Origin of the sequence: Methylorubrum podarium, from assembly GCF_040270385.1 — a bacterium.
In the GTDB taxonomy this organism is placed as follows: Bacteria; Pseudomonadota; Alphaproteobacteria; order Rhizobiales; family Beijerinckiaceae; genus Methylobacterium; species Methylobacterium podarium.
In genome coordinates this window covers 1-16,623 of sequence record NZ_JBELQE010000120.1, presented here as the reverse complement: position 1 = coordinate 16,623, position 16,623 = coordinate 1, and the positions used below count along the sequence as shown (strand labels likewise).

17 protein-coding genes are annotated in these 16,623 nt (G+C 71.6%); 5 read left to right on the top strand and 12 right to left on the bottom strand.

What is annotated here, in order from left to right; all coding sequences use genetic code 11:
- Nucleotides 1–27: 27 nt before the first annotated feature.
- The 4 genes from ABS772_RS23120 to ABS772_RS23105 form a co-directional block, all read right to left on the bottom strand.
- Complete coding sequence (locus ABS772_RS23120; protein WP_350397030.1) at nt 28–333, bottom strand: hypothetical protein; 306 nt, start codon at nt 331–333, stop codon at nt 28–30.
- Nucleotides 330–1,811, bottom strand: coding sequence for an Asp-tRNA(Asn)/Glu-tRNA(Gln) amidotransferase subunit GatA (gene gatA / locus ABS772_RS23115; RefSeq protein WP_350397029.1), 1,482 nt, complete (start codon nt 1,809–1,811; stop codon nt 330–332). The genes ABS772_RS23120 and gatA overlap by 4 nt, the downstream gene beginning before the upstream one ends.
- A gap of 90 nt (nt 1,812–1,901) precedes the next feature.
- Complete coding sequence (gene gatC, locus ABS772_RS23110; protein WP_350397028.1) at nt 1,902–2,189, bottom strand: Asp-tRNA(Asn)/Glu-tRNA(Gln) amidotransferase subunit GatC; 288 nt, start codon at nt 2,187–2,189, stop codon at nt 1,902–1,904.
- A 185-nt stretch (nt 2,190–2,374) separates the two neighbouring features.
- Nucleotides 2,375–2,545 carry a hypothetical protein gene (locus ABS772_RS23105; RefSeq protein WP_350397027.1) on the bottom strand — a complete coding sequence of 57 codons (171 nt, stop codon included), beginning with the start codon at nt 2,543–2,545 and terminating at the stop codon, nt 2,375–2,377.
- Between the two features lie 166 nt (nt 2,546–2,711).
- Here ABS772_RS23105 and ABS772_RS23100 point away from each other — a divergent pair, with 166 nt between their 5' ends.
- Nucleotides 2,712–3,290, top strand: coding sequence for an SMI1/KNR4 family protein (locus ABS772_RS23100; protein ID WP_350397026.1), 579 nt, complete (start codon nt 2,712–2,714; stop codon nt 3,288–3,290).
- The gene (gene ruvX / locus ABS772_RS23095; protein WP_350397025.1) at nt 3,287–3,781 is read left to right on the top strand and encodes a Holliday junction resolvase RuvX; all 495 of its coding nucleotides are present in this window, start codon (nt 3,287–3,289) and stop codon (nt 3,779–3,781) included. Before ABS772_RS23100 ends, ruvX begins: the two co-directional genes overlap by 4 nt.
- Before the next feature lie 3 nt (nt 3,782–3,784).
- Here the strand turns inward: ruvX and ABS772_RS23090 are convergent, their stop codons facing one another.
- The 8 genes from ABS772_RS23090 to ABS772_RS23055 form a co-directional block, all read right to left on the bottom strand.
- The gene (locus ABS772_RS23090; RefSeq protein WP_238255237.1) at nt 3,785–4,465 is read right to left on the bottom strand and encodes a DJ-1/PfpI family protein; all 681 of its coding nucleotides are present in this window, start codon (nt 4,463–4,465) and stop codon (nt 3,785–3,787) included.
- 27 nt (nt 4,466–4,492) lie between these two features.
- On the bottom strand, nt 4,493–5,644 hold the full coding sequence (locus ABS772_RS23085) for a hypothetical protein (RefSeq protein WP_350397024.1): 1,152 nt from the start codon (nt 5,642–5,644) through the stop codon (nt 4,493–4,495).
- Nucleotides 5,641–6,447, bottom strand: a complete 807-nt coding sequence (locus ABS772_RS23080) for an SGNH/GDSL hydrolase family protein (protein WP_407943013.1) — start codon at nt 6,445–6,447, stop codon at nt 5,641–5,643. The genes ABS772_RS23085 and ABS772_RS23080 overlap by 4 nt, the downstream gene beginning before the upstream one ends.
- 403 nt (nt 6,448–6,850) lie before the next feature.
- Nucleotides 6,851–8,602 (bottom strand): sensor histidine kinase, encoded by a 1,752-nt coding sequence (locus ABS772_RS23075; RefSeq protein ID WP_350397021.1) that lies wholly within the window; start codon nt 8,600–8,602, stop codon nt 6,851–6,853.
- Between the two features lie 110 nt (nt 8,603–8,712).
- Entirely contained in the window at nt 8,713–9,645 is a 933-nt protein-coding gene (locus tag ABS772_RS23070; RefSeq protein WP_350397020.1) for a glycosyltransferase family 2 protein, read from the bottom strand.
- A complete protein-coding gene (locus tag ABS772_RS23065; RefSeq protein WP_350397018.1) occupies nt 9,642–10,547 on the bottom strand; it encodes a glycosyltransferase family protein in 906 nt (301 codons plus the stop codon). The genes ABS772_RS23070 and ABS772_RS23065 overlap by 4 nt, the downstream gene beginning before the upstream one ends.
- Nucleotides 10,548–10,718: 171 nt before the next feature.
- Nucleotides 10,719–12,233, bottom strand: a complete 1,515-nt coding sequence (locus ABS772_RS23060) for a M48 family metalloprotease (protein WP_350397017.1) — start codon at nt 12,231–12,233, stop codon at nt 10,719–10,721.
- 6 nt (nt 12,234–12,239) lie between these two features.
- Complete coding sequence (locus tag ABS772_RS23055) at nt 12,240–13,094, bottom strand: DNA-binding protein (RefSeq protein ID WP_407943012.1); 855 nt, start codon at nt 13,092–13,094, stop codon at nt 12,240–12,242.
- Nucleotides 13,095–13,827: 733 nt separating this feature from the next.
- Here ABS772_RS23055 and ABS772_RS23050 point away from each other — a divergent pair.
- From ABS772_RS23050 to trmB, 3 genes are all read left to right on the top strand, one after another.
- Complete coding sequence (locus tag ABS772_RS23050) at nt 13,828–14,235, top strand: helix-turn-helix domain-containing protein (RefSeq protein ID WP_238256020.1); 408 nt, start codon at nt 13,828–13,830, stop codon at nt 14,233–14,235.
- A gap of 214 nt (nt 14,236–14,449) precedes the next feature.
- Nucleotides 14,450–15,625, top strand: a complete 1,176-nt coding sequence (metK, locus tag ABS772_RS23045; protein ID WP_350397015.1) for a methionine adenosyltransferase — start codon at nt 14,450–14,452, stop codon at nt 15,623–15,625.
- Between the two features lie 9 nt (nt 15,626–15,634).
- Nucleotides 15,635–16,372, top strand: coding sequence for a tRNA (guanine(46)-N(7))-methyltransferase TrmB (gene trmB, locus ABS772_RS23040; RefSeq protein WP_350397014.1), 738 nt, complete (start codon nt 15,635–15,637; stop codon nt 16,370–16,372).
- Nucleotides 16,373–16,623 lie beyond the last annotated feature (251 nt).

Here is a 16,623-nt window from a genome sequence, read left to right as displayed (position 1 = left end):
ATCGCGCCGGAACGGGAGGTCGGCGCCTCAGCGCCTCAGCATCCGCCGCGCCACGTACCCGAGCGCCGCCCAGAGAAACGCCGACACGGTCCGCACCGGAAAGAACGTCGGCAGGTCGGCCGCCACGGGAGCCGGCCAGGGCAGGCCGATCCGCGTGACGAGCCACGCGAACAGCACCGAGACCGCGAGCGCGGCGATCGCGGCGATGAACACCTTGCCGAACTGGTCCGCCTTCCAGCCGAGGAAGACCGCCACGGCGATCAGCAGGGGATCGAACCCGGCCTGGATCCAGACCGAGAACGCATAGACCGGGACGACGGGTGCCGCGTTCACGCCCACCACGCCTTCGGCAGGCTGATCCGCCCGGCCGCGTTCTCGATCGTCTGCGCGGCGGCGAACAGCGTCTCCTCGTCGAAGGGACGCCCGATAAGCTGAAGGCCCAGCGGCAGCCCCTGCGCGTCGAGGCCGGCCGGCACCGAGATGCCCGGCAGGCCGGCCATGTTCACGGTCACGGTGAACACGTCGTTGAGATACATCTCGACCGGGTCGGCCGAGGCCATCTCGCCGATGCCGAAGGCGGCCGAGGGCGTCGCCGGGGTGAGGATCGCGTCGATCCCGGAGGCGTAGGCCGCCTCGAAGTCGCGCTTGATCAGCGTCCGGATTTTTTGGGCCCGCACGTAGTAGGCGTCGTAGTAGCCCGCCGACAGCACGTAGGTGCCGATCATGATGCGCCGCTTCACCTCGCGGCCGAAGCCGGCGGCGCGGGTGTTCTCGTACATCCCGGCGATATCCTTGCCGGGAACCCGCAGGCCGTAGCGCACGCCGTCGTAGCGGGCGAGGTTGGAGGAGGCTTCCGCCGGCGCCACGATGTAGTAGGCCGGCAGCGCGTATGGCGTGTGCGGCAGCGAGATCTCCTTGATCGTCGCGCCGGCCTCCCGCAGCCAGTCCGCGCCCTGGTCCCAGAGCCGCTGGATCTCGGCGGGCATGCCCTCGACCCGGTACTCCTTCGGGATGCCGATGGTGAGGCCCTTCACGCCCCGGGCGATCGCCGCCTCGAAATCCGGCACCGGCAGGTCGACCGAGGTGGTGTCGCGCGGGTCGTGTCCGGCCATGGAGCCGAGCAGGATCGCGCAATCCTGCACCGTCCGGGCGATCGGGCCGGCCTGATCGAGGGAGGAGGCGTAGGCGATGATGCCCCAGCGGGAGCAGCGGCCGTAGGTCGGCTTGATGCCGACGGTGCCGGTGAAGGCCGCCGGCTGACGGATCGAGCCGCCGGTATCGGTGGCGGTGGCGCCGAGGCACAGATGGGCTGCCACCGCCGCCGCCGAGCCGCCGGACGAGCCGCCGGGCACCAGCGGCGCGTCCGAGCCCTGGCGGCGCCAGGGCGAGATCGCCTTGCCGTAGGCGCTGGTCTCGTTGGACGAGCCCATGGCGAACTCGTCGAGGTTGAGCTTGCCCAGCATCACCGCGCCGTCGCGCCAGAGCTGGGTCGAGACGTTCGATTCGTAGTGCGGCTCGAACCCTTCGAGGATCTTGGAGCCCGCCGTGGTGTGGACGCCTTGCGTCGCGAACAGGTCCTTGATGCCGAGCGGCAGCCCTTCGAGGGGGCGGGCCTCGCCCTTGGCGATCTTCTCGTCGGAGACGTCGGCCATTTTCAGGGCGCGGTCCGGCGTCGCGACGATGTAGGCGTTGAGCGCCTTCGCCCGGTCGATCGCGTCGAGATGCGCCTGCGCGATCTCGCGGGCGGAGAAGTCTTTGGCCTTCAGCCCGTCGCGGGCCTCGGCCAGAGTGAGTTCGTTGAGTGCCGTCATGCCCGTTCCAGATCTACGCGCCCGGCCCCGCGGGCGTTGGTTCGCCTCCGCGGTGGGCCGGAGAAGCCGCTCCGACGATGCCGAGATTCCTTACTCGACGACCTTCGGCACGAGAAAATAGTTGTCCTCGGTCTCGGGGGCGTTGGCGACGATGTCGCTCGCCCGGCCGCCCTCGTTCACCACGTCCGCGCGCTTCTTCATGCGCATCGGGGTGACGGAGGTCATCGGCTCGACGCCCTCGACATCGACGGCGCCGAGCTGCTCCACGAAGGCGAGGATCGCGTTGAGCTCGCCCTGCAACGGGCCGACCTCCTCGTCGGTGACCGCGATGCGGGCCAGATGCGCGATGCGCCGTACCGTTGTCTCGTCGACCGACATGCTGCCCGTGTCGCCTCGCCTGCCCGAGCATCGTTCCGAAAGGGCGTTGCCGGCTCTCGGAAAAAGACGATGCGAAACCAAATGCCTCAGTCGCGGGAAACGGCCCGCGTCAGGATCGGCCGGGCTATAGCACCCGCCTTCGCGGCGGGGCAACGCTCACGGCCGGGCCGGCGAGGGAGGGCAGCTCAGACGATGACGTGGCCCCGCGTCGCCGGCACGTCCACGCTGATGCCGGGGCGGCGGTAGCGGTCGGCGTTGTAGGCCCCGACGACGAGGATCTCGAGGGCGAGCATCAGCATCAGCGTGTGCCGCCGCGAGAGGCGGCCTGATCCGAAGCGGGCGGCAGGCGGCAGCATGGGGGACGGGCGGCTCCGGGGTGGTTAACGAAGCCTTAACACCGCTTTCCGTCGCCCGCTCCATCCCGACACGGAGAACCGCCCGGCTTGGTTAATCTGCGCGGTGGACAAGTCCGCGCGGCCGGGCGTAAGCCCGTCGCTCGTCGGGTGTGGGGGAGGACGGGGCATGTGGGACAGCGTCTTCCGGAGCTTCCGTCCGGGTCTCGTCTCGAGCGAGGCGGATCTCGCCCGCGCCGAGGCGCAGCTCGGCTTCCCCCTCCCCCACAGCTACCGCAGCTTCGCGCAGGAATGCGGCGCCGGGCGGATCGGCGGGCATCTGCGCATCTTCACCCCGGTTCCGGTGGAGGCGGCCGATCTGGCTTCGCGCGCGCACCTGATTTCGCACGGCGTGGCGCTCGCCCTCGACGGCCTGCGCGACGGGGACAGCGACGAACCGCACCGCTTCACCATCGAGGGGGACGCCGACGCCGAGCTGATGGAGCGGGCCTGCTTCTTCGGGCAGACCGAGCGCGGCGACTTCCTGTTCTTCGACGTGACGCCGGGTTTTCCCGAATACGACATCTGGGTGCTGTGCGCCGATCTGGAGACGGTGCATTTCGGCGGTGCCGACCTCGCCACCCTCCTGCGCGGGCTTCAGGGCCTCGAGGTGCTGCACATCCTCGGCGAGGGAGAAGGTCCGCTGCCCGCGACCTTCGAGGGCGACGACGCGGCGGCCCTGGAGCAACTCGGAGCGGCGGCTTCGTGAACCGGGAGGAGATCGCGGCCTTCGCCGAGGCCTCGGCCGGCGCCCCGCGCCTGATCGGGCTCGATCTCGGCACCAAGACCATCGGGCTTGCCCTGTCCGATGTCGGCCGGCAGATCGCCTCGCCGCTGGAGACGATCCGCCGGGTGAAGTTCACGCCGGACGCGCAGCGGATCGTTTCGCTCTGCGCGACCCACTCCGTCGGCGGCCTCGTGATCGGCCTGCCGCTCAACATGGACGGCACGGAAGGGCCCCGGGCGCAATCGAGCCGGAGCTTTGCCCGCAACCTCAAGCCGCTGCTGCCGCTGCCGGTCCTGTTCTTCGACGAGCGCCTCTCCACCGCCGCCGTCACCCGCACCCTGCTGGAGGCCGACGCTTCCCGCGCGCGCCGCGGCGAACTCGTGGACAAGCTCGCCGCCGCCTACATCCTGCAGAGCTGCCTCGACGTGATGGGCGGCCTTCTCGGTGAGGCGCAGGAGGCGGACGGCTTCTAGGCCTCAGCCCGGCATCCCCGTCACCCGCGCCACGATCGCCTCCCGCTCCCGGCGCGTCGCCGCCAGCCGCTCGCGGGCGGCGGCGAGGATCTCGGGCGCGGCGGTCTCGGGGCGGCCGGCGTCGAAGGGCGGGGCCGGGGCGTATTCCTGGTGGAGCTGGATCGCCTTCGCGGTCGCCTCGTCGGTCAGTTCCGCGGCGAGCGTCAGGCCGAAATCGATGCCCGCGGTCACGCCGCCGCCGGTGATCAGGTTGCCGTCACGCACCACCCGCCCCTGCGTCGGGATCGCGCCGAAGGCGGCGAGGAGGTCGTGGGCCGCCCAATGCGTGGTGGCGCGCCGGCCCCGCAGGAGCCCCGCCGCGCCGAGAACCAGGGCGCCGGTGCAGACGGAGGTGAGATAGCGCGCGCCCTCCGCCCGACGGCGCAGGAAGTCGAGGGTCTCGGCATCCTCCATCAGCGGGTTCACGCCCGAACCGCCGGGCACGCAGAGCACGTCGAGGACCGGGCATTCGGCGAAGGTGACGGTCGGCGTCAGCACGAGGCCGGTGGCGCTCGCGACCGGATCCAGCGTTCTCGCGACGAGGTGGACGCGGGCGCCGGGCACCATGGCCAGCACCTCGTAGGGACCGGTGAGATCGAGCTGCTGCACCCGGGGGAAGAGGAGGAAACCGATCTCGATCGTCATGGCCCGTATCCTCCCATCTCTCGCGGTCTACCGCAGATAGATCACGCTGTAGAGCGAGGCGCGCAACTCGTCCTCGTCGAGCCAGACCCGGCCGAGGTCGCAGCGTTCGCGGATGCCGGGCCGCATCCGGGCGCAGTACTCGCCGGTATTGTCCTGCAGGTGGTACTGGCAGCGCCCGCCCGCCCTGCGCCGGGCGATGATCGGGCTAGAATGGTCGGCGGCGATGTCAGGGTCCTTCGGCAGGCGCTCCTCCAGCACGTACCAGGAATAGCCGATCACCGGCAGCCGGCCCCGGTCGAGGGCGTAGTCGATCATCGCCATCAGCCGGTCGCTGCCGGCCGCGAGGCCGGGCTCCCGGCGCGCCGCCTTGTCCATGAAGTCGAGCTGGTTGTCGGCGATCGAATCCGAGACCGGGACCAGCGGCACCGGCAGGGGCTTCCGCCGGCAGCGCCGCTCGACATGGGCGATCCAGCCGGCGTTGAAGGCATCGGTTGCCGGGTCGCGCAGCCGCGGCACCGTTCCGCCGAGGCTGCGCCACGAGATCTTGGGGGCGGCGACGCGGCTGCGCCAGCGCAGGGCGCCGAAGGTGCGGGTGTGCTGGCCGTAGCCGTCGAAGGAGGGCAGGTCCCGGTCGGTGCAAAGGCCGCCGAGATTGTAGAGGAGCGTCGCCGCCGCCTCCTGCCCGTCCTCAAGCTTGTCGAAATAGGGCTTTCGCTGCGGGTTGCGCTCGCGGCTCGCCTCGGTGTCGTTGCGGCTCTCGGCGATCTCCTCCGCGAGGTCGGGATGCCGGCTCAGGTAGCGCCGCAAGGCGCGGTCGCGGCTGTGCGTCAGGCCGGCCGGGTCGGCGAAGTAGTAGCGGGTGGCCACATCCAGCGCCGAGACGGTGACGCCGACGCGCTGCGAGATCATGTCGGCGGTGGCGTAGGCGAAGCAGATCGCGCTGTCGCCCTGGCTCATCGGCGACAGGGCCGGGTTGGGGCTGATCCGGTCGTCGAGCGGATGCGTGCCGGGCCGGCGGGCCGGCGCCATCACGGTGACGTCCGCGCAGGTCTTGTTGCGGGCGTAGCGCGGATTCTCGGGCAACAGGCGCAGATCGATCGCCCCGGCGGGCGTGCCCGCGAGCAGGAGACCGGCTGCGAGACAACGGGCGAAGCGGGCCGCCCCGACGGATCGCGTCAATCCGTCCCCGCCTCGGCGACGGCGACCGGTGCGGCCTCGGCGCCGTCGAGCACCGTGTCCTGCGCGGCCTCGGCGAGCAGGGCGTAACCGCCATCCGCCATGTGCAGGCCGTCGCTCGCGAACAGCTCGGTGCGGGTCAGGCGGCCCTGGCCGATCCAGTCGCGCATCAGGTCGGAGCGGCGGATCACCGGGATGTCGAGGTCGTGGCCCAGCGCGCGCACCGCGTCGCGGAACCGATCGGCGCCGGGCGTGGCGTCCAGCGCCGGGCACCATTGCGGCTCCATCAGCACCACGTCGATGCCCGCCGCGCGGATGCGCTCCAGCGCCGCCGCGCTCGCCTCGCGGAAATGGTCGAGGGAGATGCCGCGCAGCGCATCGTTGCTGCCGGTCTGCCAGATCACGAGATCGGGCCGGGGCGCGATCACGTCCCGGTCGAGCCGGGCCAGCATCTCGTCCACGGCCTCGCCGCCGACGCCGCGGTTCGTCACGGTGATCCGGCCGCCGAGATGCGGCAGGGCGCGCCGCAGCCCCGCTTCGAGGCGGGCGGGATAGGCGGCGGCGGGGTTGCTGGCGCCGACGCCCTCCGTCGAGGAGGAGCCGAAGGCGACGATGGTCAGCGGCCCGCCCAGGGCGATCTTCTGGGCGACGTGCGGAAGGCCAGCGGGCTCCGCGGTCTCGAACAGGCCGAGATCGATGTCGAGGTCGTGCGGCAGCAGGTCGGCGTAGGCGAGCACCGCGGTCGAGGAGAGGGTGAGGCCCAGGATCAGCGCCGTCGCGCCGACGAGTCGCCGCGGACGTCCCATCGGGATTGTCCGCATCCGAGCAAGACGAAGAAACCGCGCCACCGTATTCGAGCCCCCGCCCGCGGGCCGCCTCGTCCGGGGGCCTTCGCGGAACTACCGATATCGCCTCTTCTAGCCGAAACCAGATCGGATTGCGGCCCAATAATCATGATTCGCCACAACGGCAATGCGCGGTGTTTGATGGAGTCTTAAGTTCAGGCGCCGGATGAAAGGGTTTTCGGTCATAAAGCGCCGCGTCAGGCCGTCACGAGGTTTGATTCGGTTACCGGCTGAGCGCTTCGGTGTCTCCTCCGTCATCGCGAGCGTCGGGGAAGCGATCGATCGGCGCGCGGACGTCCGAGGCATGAACGGCGGCGCCGGCATCCGCGGCCGTGACACCGCGAGGGGGGCGGACGCCCGCCCGTTAGGCCAGCGGGTTGAGCGCCGGGTTGCGCTCCGGCAGCGGCGCGGCGAGCGTCAGATGGAACCCTTCCGGCGCGTAATCCGTCGTGATCTGCGCCTGGACCTGCGTGGTCAGCACCCGCTGCAGCAGGCGTGAGCCGAAGCCCTGGCGGGTCGGCGGGGCGACCGGGGGACCGCCGCTCTCGCGCCAGTCGAGATGCAGCACGCCGGCCTCGACTCTCCAGGTGATGACGACCCGTCCCCGGCCCGTCGAGAGGGCGCCATACTTGGCGGCGTTGGTGGTCAGTTCGTGGATCGCCATGCCGATCGGCACCGCGATCTCGGAGGGCAGATCGACCGCCGGGCCGTCGAGGACGATGCGCAGGTCCGGCGAGGTCTCGGTCTCGCTCTCGGCATAGGGCATCAGCTCGGAGGCGAGCAGGTCGCGCAGGCTCGCCGTCTGCCACGTCGCCTCGGTGAGCACGCTGTGGGTGTGGGCGAGCGACTTGATGCGGCCGACGAAGGCCTCGTGGAAATTGTCGATGCTGGTGGCGGTGCGCGCCGTCGAGCCGACGATGGCCTGGACCGTGGCGAGCGTGTTCTTCACCCGGTGGTGCAGCTCGCGGATGAGAAGGCTGCGGCGCTCCTCGGAGAGGTGGCGATCGGTCACGTCGGCGACGACGCCGATCAGGCGCCGCGGCAGGCCGCCCGGCCGGGTCCGCTCGAACCGGCCGGCCATGTCGATGGTGCGCCACTGCCCGTCGTCGTGGCGGCGGATGCGGCCGGTGGCGTGGAGGATCGTGTCCTCGCGCAGCGCCCGCAGGATCGCCTGCCGGAAGACGGGGCGGTCGTCGGGGTGGAGGATCTGCTTGAGGAAGGTGGACTTGCCGATGCTGCCCTCCTCCGGGCGGCGCCCGAAGACCGCGAACATCCGCTCGTTCTCCCAGGTCGCCTGGTCGTCGAGGACGTGCCACTCGAAGATGCCGAGATTGGCGACCGTGGTGGCGACCCGCAGGCGCTCCTCGCGCTCGGCCAGGGCCTCCCTCGCCTCGACCCGGGTGGTCACGTCCTGCACCACGCCGACGATGCCGACCGGTGTGCCGTCGGCGGCGAGCAGCGCCTCGCCGCGGGCGCCGATCCAGATCTCGGCGCCGTCGGTGGCGCGGCGGAAGCGGGTCTGGAAGGCGTAGGGCCGGCGCTCGGCGATGGCCGCGGCGACCGCGTCCTGGATCCGCTCAGCATCCTCCGGATCGACCTGGCCCCGCATCCCCTCCCAGGTGACGGAGCGTCCCGGCGCGTAGCCGAGGATCTGCGCCGCGCGGCGCGAGAACACCATCTGCCCGGTCACGAGATCCCAGCGCCACTCGCCGAGGCCCGCCGCCGTCAGGGCATCGCGGTTCTGCTCGGCCCGGACCAGGTCGTCGGCATCGACGAGGGTCACGACCGCGACCGTTTCCACCGCATCCTCGCCGGAGAGGGTCAGGCGCAGATCGAGGCTGCCGCCGTCGGCCCGCAGCCAGCGGCGGATGCCGGCCTTCACCTCGGAGCTTCCCTCGCCGAAGGCTTCGCGGCCGATCACCTGATCGGTCGGGCGGCCGTCGAGGGTGCCCGGCGCGTAGCCGAGCCAGCGGCACAGGCAGGCGTTGGCGGCGCGGATCCTGCGCCCGTCGGGCGTGAACACGGCGAGGCCCACCGGCGCGCCGTCGAAGGCCGCACGGTACAGGGCGGGCGACAGGTCCGCCGGTCGAGAACGCTTGTCCGTGCTGTCGTGCACTCCGTTCCCCGTTCAGCCGCCCGCCGCGGGTGCAAGCGGGACCGTCCGGAGCGCGGCACCATGACGGAGGCCGCCGCGGACGACAAGATGCCCCCGCCGCAAGGCAAGCCTCATCGGCCGCCGCGGGTCAACAGGCCCGGCAGGGCCGCCGCCAGCATTCGCCCGGCGCGGATCACCGCACCCGCGTCCCGTGCCGAGCCCTTCATCAGGGCCCGGCCGAGGCGGACCGGCAGGTTCACGGTGAGCGCGGCGGCCAGCACGGCCAGCGATGCCGCCCGGCCGTGGTGCTTGTCCGCGTAGAGCGCCTGCGCCCGCAGGAAGTAGAACAGGCGCCGATCCTTCACCGCCTCGGTGGTGCCCTGGCCGCGGTGGCGGATCTCGGCCTGTGCGACGTGGCACACGGCGAAGCCCGCGGCCGCCGCGCGGGCGCAGAGGTCGGCATCCTCCCAATAGACGAAGAAGCGCTCGTCGAAGCCGCCGAGCCGGGCGAAGAGCGGGCGCCGGATCATCAGGAAGGCCCCCATCACCGCATCGACGGGCCGCGTCTCGGCGTGGTCCCACTCGAGCAGGAAATGCGGCGCGACGCGGCCGGGCAGCAGCCGGTCGAGGAACAGGGTGTGGGCGATCAGGCTCGGCCCCGTCGGATGGCGGGCGCAGGTCCGGTGGGTCCGCCCCGCCTCGTCGATCAGCCGGGCGCCGACGATGCCGGTGCCGGGATCGGCCTCGAGCCGCGCACGGGCGGCGGCGATGCCGTCCCGGCTGACCTGCGTGTCGGGGTTGAGAAACAGGATGGAATCGGCCGATCCCAGCGCCGCGCCCTGGTTGCAGGCGCGGGCGAAGCCGCGGTTGTCCGCATTGCGCAGCACCGTGAGCGCGAGGCCAGGCCGGTCCAGCCCCTCGGCCGAGCCGTCGCCGGAGGCGTTGTCGACGACGACGACGCGCAGGTGCTCCGCCCCGTCGCTCGCCGCGAGGCTCGCGAGGCAGGCCCGGAGCTGGTCCCCGGCATTCCAGTTGACGATGACGACGTCGAGGGGCGCGGTCACGGCGGCGCGTCCGCCGGCCGGCCGAGACGCCCGGCAAGCCCCTGCGCCAGGGCCGCGAGCAGGCGCGCGAGCACGCGGGGCGCGAACCGGTGCCGGCTCCAGTAGAGCCCGATCTGCAGCGGCAGGTAGGCGGCCTGTTTCAGCTTCCAGCGGGCGGGCACGTGCGGCAGGCGCCAGCCATAGGCGGTGTTGCGGACATAGACCGCCATGCGGAACAGCGGCTGGTCGGGCATCGCCACCGGAAGGAAGCGAGCCCGGATCGTGCCGCGCCCGACGCTGTGCGGGATCGCGGTGCCGGGGTCCATCCAGCAGCTCCGGCCCCGCGCCCAGGCGCGAAAGCACCATTCGAGATCGACGGCGTCGATGAAGAAGTCCTCGCGGAACGGGCCGACCTGCGCGAAGGCGGCGAGATCCACGAGCGAGCCGGAGGTCGCCAGGAACTCGACCGGCCGAAGGTGTTCGCGGGGCGGCACGCCGGGGCGCGGCGGGTAGATGGGCGCCTTGTGGCCGGGCTTCGGCGCGGGCGCCGGCCCGACGAGAGCCGGGGGCGGCTCCGCACCCGCGGCGCGGTCCAGGGCGTCGCCGAGGCGTCGCGCCGTCTCGGGCGTGGCGTCGGCGTCCTGGTCGAGCAGGAACAGGCGGGCGTAGCCCGCCGCGACCGCCGCCTCGGCCAGCGCATTGAGGGCGGCGGCGATCCCGCGATTGCGCCCCTCGCCGAGCCGAGTGAGCCCCTCCGCGCCCTGCAGCCGCGCCAGCGCATCGGGCGGGATGCCGCCGTTGTCGTAGACGAGGACGGTCATGCGCCCGGCGAAGCGCTCGACGATCCGCGCGACCTGCTCGGCCGTGGGACGGAAGAACACGACCGCGACGGCGGTGTCGGCTGGGGGATCGGGGCGCTGCACGTCGGACCTGTTTCGCGGCCAAGGGCCCAAAGCATCGTCCCGGATATCGGATCCAGGACGATGCTCTAGGCTTTTGTTTTGCATCGTCTTTTTCCGAAAGCCGGCGGCCACCGTTCGGGACGATGCTCTAGGCGCCGGCCCCCGGACACGCAAGCCCGGCGGCCCGAAACCCTACTCGACGACGAGCTTGTAGCCTTGTCCGGGCTTGAGGGCGGCGCCCCGCTGCAGGCCGTTGAGCACGAGGAAGCGGTCGACGGCGCGGTCGGGGACCGTCATGCGGCGGGCCAAGCCTTCCACGGTGTCACCGGGAGCGGCGGTGACGATCCGCAGATGTGCCGGCTTGAGCGAGGCGGCTTCCTCCGGCTCGATCGGCCGCAGGCTCTCCAGCCAGCGCCGGAAGGCCGGCTCGGGATCGGTCGCGCCCTTGGCCGCCATGATCATGCGGTAGGTGGTCTCGCCCATGCGGATCGCCGCCAGCCGAAAGGTCCAGTCCTTGCCGCGCGACAGCGCGGTGACGGCGGAGCGCCCGCCGATCATGCGGTTCTCGACCGATCCCGCCTCGATGCCGTCGTTCCAGGTCGCACGCAGCACGTCCTCCAGGCTGCGGTCGCCGCTCGCCTCGACCTGATCGAACAGCAGGCGGCGGCTGCCCTCCGGCGTGGTGCCGAGCACGGCGTTGCGGGTGTTCTCGATGGCGAAGGCGTCCGGCACCTCGAAAGCGATGCTCAGGCCCGGATGCAGGAAGCGGCGGCCGCGCACCAGTCCCTCGCCGGGATTGTCGCCGTAGGCGATCCCGTCGATCGCCGCGAGGTAAGGGGCGCGGTCGTCGGCGCCGAGGCCGGGGGCGCCGATGCGCCGGGCCGCGCGGGTGACCAGCGCGATGCGCTCGGCGGTGGCCGGATGGGTCGCCAGCATGTCGGGCTCGGCCGCGCTGCCGTTGCCGGCCTTGAGCGCCATGGTGCGCTGGAGCGCGTCGAGGAAGCGGCCGGCGCCGAAGGGATCGTAGCCGGCCTGGGCCAGCACGCGCACGCCGTTGGCGTCCGCCTCCAGCTCCTGCTCCCGGGAGAAGCGGGCGAGGGTGAACTTGGACTGGCTCTCGAGCTGCGCCCCCGTGACCGGATCGTTCAGCACGTCGGCGACCACGCGGCTCACGAGCTGCGAGCGCAGGGCCATCTCGCTGCGGGCGGTGGCGTGGCGCAGCGTGACGTGGGCGATCTCGTGGGCGAGCACCGCCGCGACCTCCGAGCTGTCGCTGGCGAGCGCCAGCAGCCCGCGGGTGACGTAGAGCCGGCCGCTCGGAAGGGCGAAGGCGTTGACGACGGGCGAGTCGAGCAGCGTGACCGCGTAGCTCTCCTCCGGCCGGTCGCTGGCGCGCACGAGGCGGTCGGTGATCTCGCTGACCAGCCGGTGGGCGGCCGGCGCGCGGTACTCGCCGCCGAAGGAGGCCACGAGCTTGGCGTGATCCGCCTCGTCCGAGCGGGTGCGCCCCGTCGTCTTGGGCGCCTGCTCGGGGACCTTGATGACCGCGGGCGTGAGCACGGTCCCGGTCTGGTCGGCGGCGCAGGCGGCGAGCAGGCCCGCGAGCGCGAGCAACGCGCCGGTCCTCGCGCTGGCCTTGGCCATTCGTTTCCGGCGGCGTCCGCCCAGGGTCCGCCGCGTCGCCTCGTTCTGCCGATCCCCCGTCATGCCGTTCTAGCGCCGCAGCGCCCGCTCCCCCTCGACGACCTCGATGCCTTCGACGCCGGCCAGATCGATGAGCGGTCCCCGCCCGATCTCGACCATGCCGCGGATTCTCACGAGGCGGCCCTTCAGCGTGGCCGCCGACAAACCATGTTCGCTCAGCGTCCGCCAAGTGCGTTTCTGCACCGTTTCGGTCAAGCCCTGCTCACCTCGGCGAGCGAAGTCGAGATAGGTCCGCGCCGACCGCTCGCCGACATGCAGGACGCGCCCCTCCACCACCGCGAACCGCCCGGCCCGCGCCGTCAGGGCCGCGCCGTCGGTCGCGGCGAGCGGGCCGCCGGCCCACAGGCCGAGCCCGGCGGAACGGGGCGCCTCCTCAAGGGCGCGGAGCGCCGGACGGCAGAGCGCCTCGGCCTCGCCGGCATCGGCGTAGGCGAGCCCGGCCGCGACCAGCCCGCCGGCGAGATCGACCGGTTCGGCCTCGCCCGCGATCCCGTCGGCGCGACGGCGGCCCCAGCGGTCCTCGGGACCGCGCTCCGTCAGGATGAGGGGCGCGCCGCGGAAGGCCACGAGCCAGGCGCGTGCGTTCGCATCGAGCGCCGGCTCGTCGGGCCAGCGCAGGCCGGACAGCACCGCCCGGCGGCCGGAGGCGAGGATCAGCTCGCCCCGCGTTCCGACATCGGCAAGGCGATCCTCCCGCGCCGGGGATGGCCGACAGGATTCGTCTGCGCGCGGGGCCGCCGACGCGCTCTGCGGAGTCACGCTGCCACCGCAGGCAGTCGCGAGGAGCCAAGCCAGGGCCGGGGCGCCGCAGCGGCCCGTTCGACGCCCCCAGGGAACACCGCCGCGACCCTCATCGCGCCCCATCACCACCGCTCGCGCTCGGCCTCTCGTTCCGAGCGAGGATGCCGCGCGAAAAGTGCCCGGATCGCGGCGCTCGAAGGCGTCGAGACCCCACAATCGCGGATTGTCGCCCCGTGAGTCTCCCGGGCCACAGGTGACGGCGCCGCTCCCGCCACGCGCGGTGGACCACCTCCGCCGTCCCGGATCGGAGCGGTTGGCGGTCCCGTGCGATGATGCTAAGCCTGTGCGGACGTCTCCGTAGCTCAGCTGGACAGAGCACAGGTTTCCTAGATTTCACAATTGGGCGCCGCGATGGGAAACCCCGCGGCGGATCCGCTCAAATTCGGGGAAAGCTTCCGGCGCCGCGGCGCCCTGCCGATCCCGAGCCAAGCCCGAAGCCCATCGCGGGTCGCGGGAAGGTGTAGAGACTAGACGGGCGGCACCTAAAGGCTTCGTCCGAGGCCCAGGGTGAAGGGATAGTCCAGACCACGAACGCACGGACAGTGCGGCGACGAAAGTCGAAGTGGGATGAAACCTGGGGTCGCAGGTTCGAGCCCTGCCGGGGACGCCACTTTCCGTTTGTGTGTTCTGATTGCAGCCTTCACGTCCGATCGTCTTCTGGTACGCGTGCGGCGGGGCGTCGCATCATTAACAAATGACATATTCTGTGTGTCGTTGCTTTTGCCACTTCCTCCGGCCTTGCACCGGGTAAGGTTTCGTTCGAAGCATCGCCCAAAAGAGCTTGGGCGGGGTGACAATGGCAGGCCAGAAAACCGACGAGCGCGACGTCCTTCTCGGGCGCCGTATTGCCGAGCAGCGCAAACGCTCGAAGCTGACGCAGCGCGCCGTTGCCGACAGCTTCGGGATGTCGGCCGCCCAACTCCAGAAGTACGAGAAGGGGGTCAACAGGATCAGCGCCATCCACCTCGCGATCCTCAGCCGGCTCACGAATACCCCGGTCTCCGACTTCCTCGACGGCATCCCCCATCCCGATCCGGAGACGGAGCGCGGTTTCTCGGACAGCGGACAGCAGCCTTACGCCGCCGAGCCCTGGTCTGAGCTTGCCCGTGCCTTCGCCCGCCAGTTCGTCGAGACGTTCAGCGAGGACCAGCGCCGCGAACTCTCCGCTGCGGTCGAAACCCTGAGCCGCGAACTCAAGAGCTGACACTCCCCGGCCTCGGCTCCGTCCACGCGGTTCCGGACGTCCTTGCCGGCGCGGGCTTCCTGTTCGGACGAACCGTGCCACATCGTTCGATAAAACGGACGATTTCGCCATTCCGGCTTGACCGTCCGTATCGCCGATGCGACAAGCCGCGCCTCTGGAGACCGGGTCAAGCGCCGTTGTACGACGAGGCGCGCCCGACAATCGGGGGTGCACGATGCCTCGTTCCGACTATCTCTTCACCAGCGAATCCGTCTCCGAAGGCCACCCCGACAAGGTGAGCGACCGGATCTCGGACACCGTGGTCGACGCCTACATCGCCGCGATGCCGGAGGCGCGCCTGGGCGTCGAGACGCTGACGACGACGAACCGCGTCGTGATCGCGGGCGAGGTGCGCGGCCCCGATTCCGTGACCTTCAAGGACCTCGAGGAGCTGACCCGCGAGGCGGTGCGCGACATCGGCTACGAGCAGTCGGGCTTCCACTGGAAGAACAACGAGGTTGCCATCCACCTGCACGCCCAGTCGGCCGACATCGCCCAGGGCGTGGACGCCGCCGGCAACAAGGACGAGGGCGCGGGCGACCAGGGCATCATGTTCGGCTACGCCGCCGACGAGACCCCGGCGCTGATGCCGGCCCCGATCTTCTACGCCCACAAGATCCTCAAAGATCTCGCCGACGCCCGCAAGGCCAAGCAGGGCGACGCGGCCAAGCTCGGCCCCGACGCCAAGAGCCAGGTCACCGTGCGCTACGCCGACGGCCGCCCGGTCGAGGTGACGCAGATCGTGCTCTCGACCCAGCACCTCGACGAGTCCCTCGACTCGGCCGACGTGCGCGCCATCGTCGAGCCCTACATCCTCAAGGCCCTGCCGGAGGGCTGGGTCAACGAGAGCACCGTCTGGCACGTCAACCCGACCGGCAAGTTCGTGATCGGCGGTCCCGACGGCGACGCCGGCCTCACCGGCCGCAAGATCATCGTCGACACCTACGGCGGCGCGGCGCCCCACGGTGGCGGCGCCTTCTCCGGCAAGGATCCGACCAAGGTCGACCGCTCGGCGGCCTACGCCGCCCGCTACCTCGCCAAGAACGTCGTCGCCGCCGGCCTCGCCCGCCGCGCCACGATCCAGCTCTCCTACGCCATCGGCGTCGCCAAGCCGCTGTCGATCTACGTCGACCTGCACGGCACCGGCACCGTGGACGAGGCCCGGCTCGAGTCGGTCCTGATGGACGCCCTCGACCTCTCGCCCCGCGGCATCCGCACGGCGCTCCAGCTGAACAAGCCGATCTACGCCCGCACCTCGGCCTACGGCCATTTCGGCCGCGAGCCCGATGCGGACGGCGGCTTCTCCTGGGAGAAGACCGATCTGGCGGCCAAGCTGAAATCGGCCTTCTGAGCCCGAACCGTGATGGGGAGGGATGACGATCTCCCTCCCGACACGGGCGGGACGGCCGAGGCCGAGCGCGCCTTCTACGGGCGCCGCAAGGGCAAGCGGCTGCGGCCGGGCCAGGAGCAGCGCCTCGAAGGGGCGCTGCCCGCTCTCCGCGTCGCGCTGCCCGAGCGCGGCGCGTTCCTGAATCCGCCGGGCCTGTTCCCGGTGCCGGTCGACGAGGTCTGGCTCGAGATCGGCTTCGGCGGCGGCGAGCACCTCGCCGCCCAGGCCGAGGCCCATCCGCGGACCGGCATCATCGGCTGCGAGCCCTTCGTCAACGGCGTGGTCAAGCTGTTGCGCGCCGTGGACGAGCGGTCCCTGCGCAACGTGCGCGTCTGGGACGAGGACGCGACCGCGCTGCTTGCCGCCCTGCCGGATGCGAGCCTCGCCCGCGTCTACCTGCTCTATCCCGATCCCTGGCCGAAGCGCCGCCAGCGCAAGCGCCGCTTCGTCTCGGATGCCGCGCTCGCCGAGATCGCGCGGGTGCTTCGCCCCGGCGGCCATTTCCGCTTCGCCAGCGACATCGACGATTACGTGGGCTGGACCCTGGTCCGCGCCGCCCGCTGCCTGCGCCTGCGCTGGACCGCCGAGAGCGCCGACGACTGGCGCCGGCCCTTCCCCGGTTGGCCGGGCACCCGCTACGAGGCCAAGGCCCTCGCCGCCGGGCGGCTCCCGAGCTACCTGACGTTCGAGCGCGTCGAACCGGCCTGATTTCGAAATCGGAACCTTGCAGCGCGTCCCTCTCCCCTCCGCGGGAGAAGGTGGCCCCCGAAGGGGTCGGGTGAGGGGAACGCCGGTTCCGAAGAGACCTGATACCGTTTCCGGTTGATCACTTCGGCCGCCGTCGCTCCTCTCCTCCCCCTTGTGGGGAGGAGGCAGGAGGTGGGGGTGGTTCAGAACGAGGCGGTGCGGTGCCTTCTGCACCACCCCCACCCCGAACCCCTCCCCACAAGGGGGAGGGG